This window comes from Serratia sp. 2880STDY5682894 (genome assembly GCF_001537385.1).
Lineage (GTDB): Bacteria > Pseudomonadota > Gammaproteobacteria > Enterobacterales > Enterobacteriaceae > Serratia > Serratia nevei.
On the sequence record NZ_FCJA01000015.1, the window covers coordinates 59068 to 67659 of the forward strand.

Here is an 8592-nt window from a genome sequence, read left to right on the forward strand (position 1 = left end):
GATGATATTTTTGCCGCCCGGGGCGATTTAGCTGGTAAACTGGTAAGTCATCAGCTGTCGCTCAAGACGTTGGCCCGCTCGCGTGGCAACGGATGCTTAAGAGATGGCATCGCTTTCTGATAAGCTTTTGCGTGATTCTCAACATCGAATGGGGAACAAGATGCGGATTAAAGCCTTACTGGGTCTCTCGGCAGCGATGCTGCTGGCGGGTTGCAGCACCACTCATGAACTGACCGCTGCGGGTCAGCAGATCAAGTTCACCGACAGCAAGCCGGCGGCGGAATGCCAGCTGCTGGGGGAAGTGACCGGCACCCAGAGCAACTGGCTGTCCGGCAACGGCGGTGAAGGCAGCTCCATGCGCGGTGCGGCCAACGATCTGCGCAACAAGGCGGCGGCCATGGGCGGCAACGTAATCTACGGCGCCAACAGCCCGAGCCAGAACCTGCTCTCCAGCTTCGCACCGCTGGACAGCAAAATGGTCGGCCAGGTTTACAAGTGCCCGTAAGGCGCTGAGGCCGGAGCCGCAAAGAGATAAAAAAAGAGGAATGCCACGGCATTCCTCTTTTCGTTGGGGGACTTGGCGCGCGTCACTCCTGCATCAGGCGCAGATCGATCGGCGTTTTGCTCGGTTCGCCGCCCACTTCGCGCGTCAGGCGCGGCACCAGATAGCCGGACACCTTGCTCAGCAGCGCTTGCATGATGGCGCGCGCTTCATCGTCGCTGACCATGAAGTGCGCCGCGCCCTGCACCTTGTCCAGCACGTGGATGTAGTAAGGCAGGATACCGGCGTCGAACAGCGTGTTGCTGAGCGCCGCCAGCGTGTCGGCATCGTCGTTGACGTCGCGCAGCAGCACGCTCTGGTTGAGCAGCGTGACGCCGGCGAGGCGCAGCTGCGCCATGGCGCTTTGCAGATCGCGGTCAATTTCGTTGGCGTGGTTGATGTGCGTGACCATCAGCACCTGCAGGCGCGAGGCCGACAGCAGGCGGCACAGCGCCGGCGTGATGCGCGCCGGGATCACCACCGGCAAACGGGTGTGGATGCGCAGGCGTTTCAGGTGCGGGATGGCCTCCAGTTCGCCAACCAGCCATTCCAGCTCGCTGTCTTTGGCCATCAGCGGATCGCCGCCGGAAAAAATGATCTCGTCCAGTTCCGGGTGTTGGCGGATATAATCCAGTGCCTGCCGCCAGTTGTTCTTATTGCCCTGATTATCCTGATAGGGGAAGTGGCGGCGGAAGCAGTAACGGCAGTTGACCGCACAGCCGCCCTTGACCAGCAGCAGTGCGCGATTGCGGTATTTGTGCAGCAGGCCCGGCACCACGCTGCGCTGCTCATCGAGCGGATCGGTGGTGAACCCTGGGGCGTTGATGAACTCCTCTCTGGCGGTCAGCACCTGGCGCAGCAGCGGGTCGTTGGCATCCCCGGGGCGCATGCGTGCGGCGAAGGCGCGCGGCACGCGCAGGGCGAACAGCCGGCGGGCATCGCGCCCCTGCGGCAGTTCCGGGTGCGTATTCAGTGACAAAAGCTGCAGTAATTCATCAGGATCGGTAATAACATCGGCGAGTTGATGCAACCAATCTTCTCTATGTGCCGTACTTTGGGTTATAATGTGTGCCATTTTTTTGGCTAAGCTACCAGTTCAAATATTCAGAGGGCCATCATGGCGACTTATTCTAGCAACGATTTCCGTCCGGGTCTTAAAATCATGTTCGAGGGCGAACCTTACGCCGTCGAAGCCAGTGAGTTCGTTAAGCCGGGCAAAGGCCAGGCGTTTGCACGCGTGAAAATGCGTCGTCTGCTGACCGGCACCCGCGTGGAAAAAACCTTCAAGTCTACCGATTCTTGCGAAGGCGCAGACGTGATGGACACCAACATGAACTACCTGTACAGCGACGGTGAGTTCTACCACTTCATGCACCCTGAGTCTTTCGAACAGCATCAGGTTGACGGCAAAACCGTAGGCGATGCGGCCAAATGGCTGCAGGACAACGCAGAGTGCATCATCACCCTGTGGGATGGCCGTCCAATCGCCGTTCAGCCGCCGAACTTCATCGAAGCGGAAATCACCGATACCGATCCGGGCCTGAAAGGCGATACCGCAGGGACTGGCGGCAAGCCGGCTACCCTGAGCACCGGCGCCGTGGTTAAAGTGCCGTTGTTCGTCCAGATCGGCGAAGTGATCAAAGTTGACACTCGCTCTGGCGAATACGTTTCTCGCGTTAAATAAGTTTCAAAACAGAGGAACCCCCGCGGTTCCTCTGTTTTATCCCATCCCCGTTCGTTGGCAGAAAACCCGCATGTTCAAGAAAACGTTGTTGGCCGTGCTCTCCCTGTTGTTCCTTTTCTCCCTTAGCGGTTGCAATACGTTTCGCGGTTTCGGCGAAGACGTTCAGCATCTCGGCGGCGCCATCTCCCGCACGGCCGGCTGATCCCGCCCTTTAACCCGATGTATTTGCGCCACAAAGCCGGTGGCGATCCCACTCTCTGCGCCAATTTTGACTAAGCTTAGAAAGCCGTACTTTTTCATCAACGACAAATAAGGACTTTCTTATGCTGAAGAAAAGTATTATCGCGATCTTCTCTTTGATGATTTTGACCTCGTTGACCGCCTGTAACACCACCCGCGGCGTGGGTGAGGACATACAGGCCGGCGGCAAGGCCATTCAGCGCAGCGCGGAATAATCCGTTCTCCACCCGGCGGCGTTCCGCGCGCGGAGGGCCGCCGCATTCCTCCTCTTGCCTGAGCGTTAACGCTGCTGCTATCCTGCCGCAGTGCGGGTGAGGTTACCCGCCGTTCATCACCCCGCTGAACGGGACGACCCGTTTACGCGTCATTATATCGGGGACGACCCCAGTGGTAGGGAGGCCGTCTCATGGCCTGGATTATTCTGCTTATCGCCGGTTTGCTCGAAGTGGTTTGGGCTATCGGTCTGAAATACACCCACGGTTTTACCCGGCTGACGCCGAGCATCATCACCATCGCCGCGATGGTGGTCAGCATGTTGCTGTTGGCCAACGCCATGAAAACGCTGCCCGCCGGCACCGCCTATGCGGTGTGGACCGGCATCGGCGCGGTGGGCGCGGCCATCATGGGCATGGTGCTGTTGGGCGAGTCGACCAATATCGCGCGTATCATCAGCCTGTGCCTGATCGTGGTCGGCATCCTGGGGCTGAAGTTCAGCAGTCACTGATCGGCGGACTGTTGCACCCAGATCAGCGCATCGGTGGCGAAACCGTAGCCCTTGGCCGTCTGTAATAAGCTGTCGCGTACGCCGGCGTCAAGCGTCGGGGTGCGCGACAGGATCCACAGATAGTCGCGGTTTGGGCCGCAAACCAGCGCGTAGCGGTAGTCCGGGTCCAGGGCAATCACGTTATAGCCGCCGTAGAAGGGGCCGAAGAACGACACTTTCAGCGCCGCGACCTGCGGTGAGCCGATAAAGTAGGCTTTGCCTTCGCTTTCTTGCCATTGCTGTTTCTGCGGATTGAAGCCGCGATTGATGACTTTCAGCCCGCCGTCGGCGCGTGGGCTGTAGTGGGCGGTCACCTGCTGCAAACCGCGTTCAAAACGATGATCCAGACGCGCGATTTCGTACCAGGTGCCGAGATAGCGCTGACTGTCGAAAGGGGTCACGACCTTGATGTCTTTGGGCGGGGAGACGCTGCAAGCGACGGAGAGCAGGGCAGAAAGCATGACGCTAAGCTTTGACCATAAACGCATCGGTGACTCCTGTTTACCGGGGGCGAGTAGACAGTGTAGCCGATGAGAAAAGGGCGGCCAACGGGCGTTGGCCGCCTGAGCGGTTTACAGGGTGACGACGCCGATAACGGTGACCACGCTGAGGATCGCCGCCAGACCGTAGAACACCCATTTGCCGGCCGGTACGTGGATCTTCAGATCGTGCATCGCATGGTGGATGCGGTGCAGGCCGCACCACAGCGGCAGAATGATCATCAGCAGCAGGAACAGGCGGCCGATCAGGCTCTGGCAGAACGCCAGCACGCGCTCGTAACCCAGTGCTTCACCGGGGAACAGCCCCAATGGCAGCAGAATGCCGACCAGCAGCACGATGGCCGGTGCGACGATCGCGCCCCACATGCCGCCGGCGCCGAACAATCCCCAGAAAACCGGCTCGTCGGAGCGTTTAGGTGCTTGATTTATCATGTTTCCTCCGGATTAGATCAGGGCCACGGCCAGGATGACCACGCTGACGACGACCGTGACGGCCCACAGCCCTTTCACGATGGGGCCCGGCCCCATTTTCTCGCTGTTGACCACGATATTGGCGGCCTTCGGCGCCAGATCGAACCAGGTTTTGGTGTGCAGCGCCGCCGCCAGCAGGGCGACGACGTTGATCAACAGCACCAGCGGGTTCTGCAAGAAGCCGACGAAGCCGGCCCAGCTCTCGGCGCCGCCCTTCAGCGCGAACACGCCGTAGAGCAGCACGATGCTGAACCAGACCGCCAGCACCGAGGTGCCTTCGCGCAGCATGTAGAAACGGTAGAAGCCGAGCTTTTGCCACCAGGTGGGCGTCATGGTGCGCACATAGGGCTTACGTTGAGTTGTCATGGCAATTTTTCTCCCTTATTGCGGCTTCAGCATGGCGATCATGAAGTCTTTGGCGCTCTCCACCTTGCCCTGCTGGATAGCGGCGGCGGGATCGACGTGCTTCGGACAGACTTCGGAGCAATAGCCGACGAAGGTGCAGCTCCAGACACCGTTTTGGCCGTTGAGCTGCGGCATGCGCTGTTTCTTGCCGTGGTCGCGGTTGTCCAGGTTGTAGCGGTGCGCCAGCGTGATCGCCGCCGGGCCGATAAACTCGGGGTTGAGGCCGAACTGCGGGCACGCGGCGTAGCACAGGCCGCAGTTGATGCAGCCGGAGAACTGGTGGTATTTGGCCATCTGCGCCGGGGTCTGCACGTTCGGGCCGTCTTCCGGTTTGCGATTGTTGCCGATGATGTACGGCTTGATTGCCTCCAGGCTTTCGATGAAGTGGGTCATGTCGACCACCAGATCGCGCTCGATCGGGAAGTTGCCCAGCGCTTCGACCTTCATGCCGCCGACGTAATCGCGCAGGAAGGTTTTGCACGCCAGCTTCGGCACGCGGTTGACCATCATGCCGCAGGAGCCGCAGATCGCCATGCGGCAGGACCAGCGGTAGGAGAGATCCGGCGCCAGGTTGTCCTTGATGTAGCCCAGCGCGTCGAGCAGCGAGGTCTGTTCGTCGTAAGGCACGGCGTAGGTGACGAAATGCGGCTCGGCGTCGCGTTCCGGGTTATAGCGCATGACTTCGATCTTCAGGGTTTGCATCTCAGCCATTTGCCTGCTCCTTATTCTTTTTCTCCTGCGCTTCGGCTTCTGCGCCGTAGACGCGTTTGGCCGGCGGCAGCTTGGTGATTTTCACGTCGCTGTATTCGAGGCGTGGTGCACCCTGCGGGTTATGGAACGCCAGCGTATGCTTGAGGAAGTTGACGTCGTCACGCTCGGTGCAGCCTTCGTCCAGGCGTTGGTGAGCGCCGCGCGACTCTTTGCGGTTAAACGCGGAGTGCGCCATGCATTCGGCGACGTCCAGGCCGTAGCCCAGCTCGATGGTGTACAGCAGATCGGTATTGAACACGCTGGAGTTGTCGGTGATGTTGACGCGCTTGAAGCGCTCTTTCAGCTCCGCCAGCTTATCGATGGTTTTTTGCATCAGCTCCGGCGTGCGGTAGATGCCGCAGCCTTCTTCCATCGACAGCCCCATTTCGTCGCGGATCTTCGCCCAGTTTTCGTTGCCTTCCTGCTTCATCAGGTTGCTCAGGCGGGTTTCGACGTCGCGGGTTTGCGCATCCAGCGCGCTGCCGTTGGCCGGCGCGGTTTCCAGCGCGCGGCGGGCCGCTTGCTCACCGGCGACGCGGCCGAACACCACCAGTTCTGCCAGCGAGTTGGAGCCGAGACGGTTGGCGCCGTGCAGGCCGACGGAGGAACATTCGCCGACTGCGAACAGCCCCTTGATGCGGGTTTCGCAGTTCTGGTCGGTTTCAATGCCGCCCATGGTGTAGTGCGCGGTAGGGCGCACCGGGATCGGATCTTTCACCGGGTCGACGCCGACGTAGGCCTTGGCCAGTTCACAGATGAACGGCAGCCGCTCCAGCAGCTTTTTCTCGCCCAGGTGGCGCAGATCGAGGTAGACCACGTCGCCGCGCGGGGTGGCGATGGTGCGGCCGGCGCGCCATTCGTGCCAGAAGGCCTGGGACACTTTGTCGCGCGGGCCCAGCTCCATGTATTTGTTCTTCGGCTCGCCCAGCGGGGTTTCCGGGCCCATGCCGTAATCTTGCAGGTAACGGTAGCCGTCCTTGTTCACCAGGATGCCGCCTTCGCCGCGGCAGCCCTCGGTCATCAGGATGCCGGAACCGGGCAGGCCGGTCGGGTGATACTGCACGAACTCCATGTCGCGCAGCGGCACGCCGTGGTGGAACGCCATGCCCATACCGTCGCCGGTAACGATGCCGCCGTTGGTGTTGTAGCGGTAGACGCGCCCGGCGCCACCGGTGGCCATCACCACCGCGTTGGCGCGGATCTGCACGCGGGTGCCTTCCATCATGTTGAGCGCCACCAGGCCACGTGCCTGGCCGTCATCCACCAGGATATCCAGCACGAAGTGCTCGTCGAAGCGTTGGATCTGCGGGTATTTCAGCGAGGTCTGGAACAGGGTATGCAGCATGTGGAAGCCGGTCTTGTCGGCGGCGAACCAGGTGCGTTCGATCTTCATGCCGCCGAAGCGCCGCACGTTGACCGACCCGTCCGGTTTGCGGCTCCACGGGCAGCCCCACTGCTCGAGCTGGGTCATCTCGCGCGGGCACTGATGCACGAAGTGATCGACCACGTCCTGTTCGCACAGCCAGTCGCCGCCGGCGACGGTGTCGTGGAAATGGTAGTCGAAGGTATCGTGATCCTGGGTGACGGCGGCGGAGCCCCCCTCGGCGGCGACCGTGTGGCTGCGCATCGGGTAGACCTTAGAGATCAGCGCGATTTTCAGTTGGGGATTGGCTTCCGCTGCGGCTATTGCTGCACGTAAACCAGCGCCCCCGGCCCCAATAATGGCAAGATCGGCGTTAAAGGTTTGCACTGCATTCCTCCAATGTTCTTATTAAGAACGGCAAGTTAAATATCTATGCTTAAAATTTAGCGAACTCTTCGGGTGCTAACTAATTGAACCGATTAATGTTGCTTAAAGGTTAAGGATAGATATCTCCCACCAATAATGGGGAATTAACTATACCTAAAGTTAAGTAGTCGAAATTTGATGTGATCGATTGTTTTGTCGATTAACGCTCGACCAACAGGCTTGCCTGCCTTTTCGCGTGTTCGGCGTGCTTTACCCTTTTTAACGCGCTTTTGCCGCCTATTTATCGGAAATTGGCGTTATGGCCGGTTGTGTATCGTGAAGAATTTGTTTGGCTGCAAGGATGCGAGTAGACTGCATCCCCTGTTTGATTTCGGAGTTAATTACCATGAGCGAAACGGCAAGCTGGCAGCCTAGTGCACCCATCGCCAATTTGTTGAAACGCGCAGCGATTCTGGCTGAGATCCGGCGTTTCTTCGCCGATCGTGGCGTGCTGGAAGTTGAGACGCCCACCATGAGCCAGGCGACGGTCACCGACGTTCACCTGTTCCCGTTCGAGACGCGTTTCGTCGGGCCGGGGGCGGCAGAGGGCCTGACGCTATACATGATGACCAGCCCGGAATATCACATGAAGCGCCTGCTGGCGGCGGGCAGCGGCCCGATCTATCAAATGGGGCGCAGCTTCCGCAATGAAGAAGCCGGGCGGCATCACAACCCGGAATTCACCATGCTGGAGTGGTACCGTCCGCACTACGACATGTACCGCCTGATGAACGAAGTGGACGATCTGCTGCAACAGGTGCTGGACTGCGAGAGTGCGGAGACCCTGTCTTATCAGCAGGCCTTCCTGCGCCATCTGGACATCGATCCGCTGTCGGCGGAGAAGGCGCAGCTGCGCGAAGCGGCGGCCAAACTCGACTTGAGCAACATCGCCGATACCGAAGAAGATCGCGATACGCTGCTGCAGCTGCTGTTCACCGTGGGCGTGGAGCCGCATATCGGCCGTGAAAAGCCGGCGTTCGTTTACCACTTCCCGGCCAGCCAGGCGGCGTTGGCGGAGATCAGCACCGAGGACCACCGCGTGGCGGAGCGTTTTGAGGTGTACTTCAAGGGCATCGAGCTGGCGAACGGTTTCCGCGAGCTGACCGACGGCCGTGAACAGCAGCAGCGCTTCGAGCAGGACAACCGTAAGCGCGCGGAGCGCGGCCTGCCGCAGCAGCCGATCGACTATAACCTGCTGGCGGCGTTGCAGCACGGCATGCCGGAGTGTTCCGGCGTGGCGCTGGGCGTGGATCGCCTGGTGATGCTGGCGCTGGGCGCCGAGAGCCTGAGCGACGTATTGGCCTTCCCGGTCGGGATCGCCTGACGTTTCAGGCGGTAAGAAAAGCAAAAAGGGCCGGCATTTGCCGTAATGCTTGTCAGTTAAGCTTTTGAGGAAGCCGCAACGTATAACGTTGCGGCTTCTTTTTTACTGCCCGTGGGTAATGCCTT

At 60.1% G+C, this 8592-nt stretch carries 12 protein-coding genes; 6 read left to right on the forward strand and 6 right to left on the reverse strand.

Features of this window, described 5'->3' with window-relative positions:
- Positions 1-160 precede the first annotated feature (160 nt).
- A complete protein-coding gene (locus AWX27_RS23235; protein ID WP_025305007.1) occupies positions 161-505 on the forward strand; it encodes a DUF4156 domain-containing protein in 345 nt (114 codons plus the stop codon).
- 82 nt (positions 506-587) lie between these two features.
- Here the strand turns inward: AWX27_RS23235 and epmB are convergent, their stop codons facing one another.
- On the reverse strand, positions 588-1616 hold the full coding sequence (epmB, locus tag AWX27_RS23240) for an EF-P beta-lysylation protein EpmB (RefSeq protein ID WP_060425235.1): 1029 nt from the start codon (positions 1614-1616) through the stop codon (positions 588-590).
- A 42-nt stretch (positions 1617-1658) separates the two neighbouring features.
- On the opposite strand from epmB, the gene efp reads away from it, so the two are divergent.
- The 4 genes from efp (at position 1659) to sugE (ending at position 3189) form a co-directional block, all read left to right on the forward strand.
- The gene (gene efp / locus AWX27_RS23245) at positions 1659-2225 is read left to right on the forward strand and encodes an elongation factor P (RefSeq protein ID WP_004929666.1); all 567 of its coding nucleotides are present in this window, start codon (positions 1659-1661) and stop codon (positions 2223-2225) included.
- Positions 2226-2295: 70 nt separating this feature from the next.
- The gene (locus AWX27_RS23250; RefSeq protein WP_049202118.1) at positions 2296-2427 is read left to right on the forward strand and encodes an entericidin A/B family lipoprotein; all 132 of its coding nucleotides are present in this window, start codon (positions 2296-2298) and stop codon (positions 2425-2427) included.
- Between the two features lie 121 nt (positions 2428-2548).
- A complete protein-coding gene (locus AWX27_RS23255) occupies positions 2549-2680 on the forward strand; it encodes an entericidin A/B family lipoprotein (protein ID WP_033636766.1) in 132 nt (43 codons plus the stop codon).
- A 191-nt stretch (positions 2681-2871) separates the two neighbouring features.
- A complete protein-coding gene (gene sugE, locus AWX27_RS23260; protein ID WP_004929669.1) occupies positions 2872-3189 on the forward strand; it encodes a quaternary ammonium compound efflux SMR transporter SugE in 318 nt (105 codons plus the stop codon).
- On the opposite strand, the gene blc is transcribed toward sugE, so the two are convergent.
- From blc to frdA, 5 genes are all read right to left on the reverse strand, one after another.
- A complete protein-coding gene (blc, locus tag AWX27_RS23265) occupies positions 3183-3716 on the reverse strand; it encodes an outer membrane lipoprotein Blc (protein ID WP_038879243.1) in 534 nt (177 codons plus the stop codon). The genes sugE and blc overlap by 7 nt on opposite strands.
- 84 nt (positions 3717-3800) lie before the next feature.
- On the reverse strand, positions 3801-4160 hold the full coding sequence (gene frdD / locus AWX27_RS23270; protein ID WP_004929672.1) for a fumarate reductase subunit FrdD: 360 nt from the start codon (positions 4158-4160) through the stop codon (positions 3801-3803).
- Between the two features lie 12 nt (positions 4161-4172).
- Complete coding sequence (frdC, locus tag AWX27_RS23275; RefSeq protein WP_038879241.1) at positions 4173-4565, reverse strand: fumarate reductase subunit FrdC; 393 nt, start codon at positions 4563-4565, stop codon at positions 4173-4175.
- Positions 4566-4580: 15 nt separating this feature from the next.
- Positions 4581-5315 (reverse strand): succinate dehydrogenase/fumarate reductase iron-sulfur subunit, encoded by a 735-nt coding sequence (locus AWX27_RS23280; protein ID WP_060425237.1) that lies wholly within the window; start codon positions 5313-5315, stop codon positions 4581-4583.
- The gene (gene frdA / locus AWX27_RS23285; RefSeq protein ID WP_038879239.1) at positions 5308-7104 is read right to left on the reverse strand and encodes a fumarate reductase (quinol) flavoprotein subunit; all 1797 of its coding nucleotides are present in this window, start codon (positions 7102-7104) and stop codon (positions 5308-5310) included. Before frdA ends, AWX27_RS23280 begins: the two co-directional genes overlap by 8 nt.
- 385 nt (positions 7105-7489) lie before the next feature.
- On the opposite strand from frdA, the gene epmA reads away from it, so the two are divergent.
- Positions 7490-8467: an elongation factor P--(R)-beta-lysine ligase gene (gene epmA / locus AWX27_RS23290; RefSeq protein WP_004929681.1), complete on the forward strand. Its 978-nt coding sequence runs from the start codon at positions 7490-7492 to the stop codon at positions 8465-8467.
- The last annotated feature ends 125 nt before the right edge of the window (positions 8468-8592 follow it).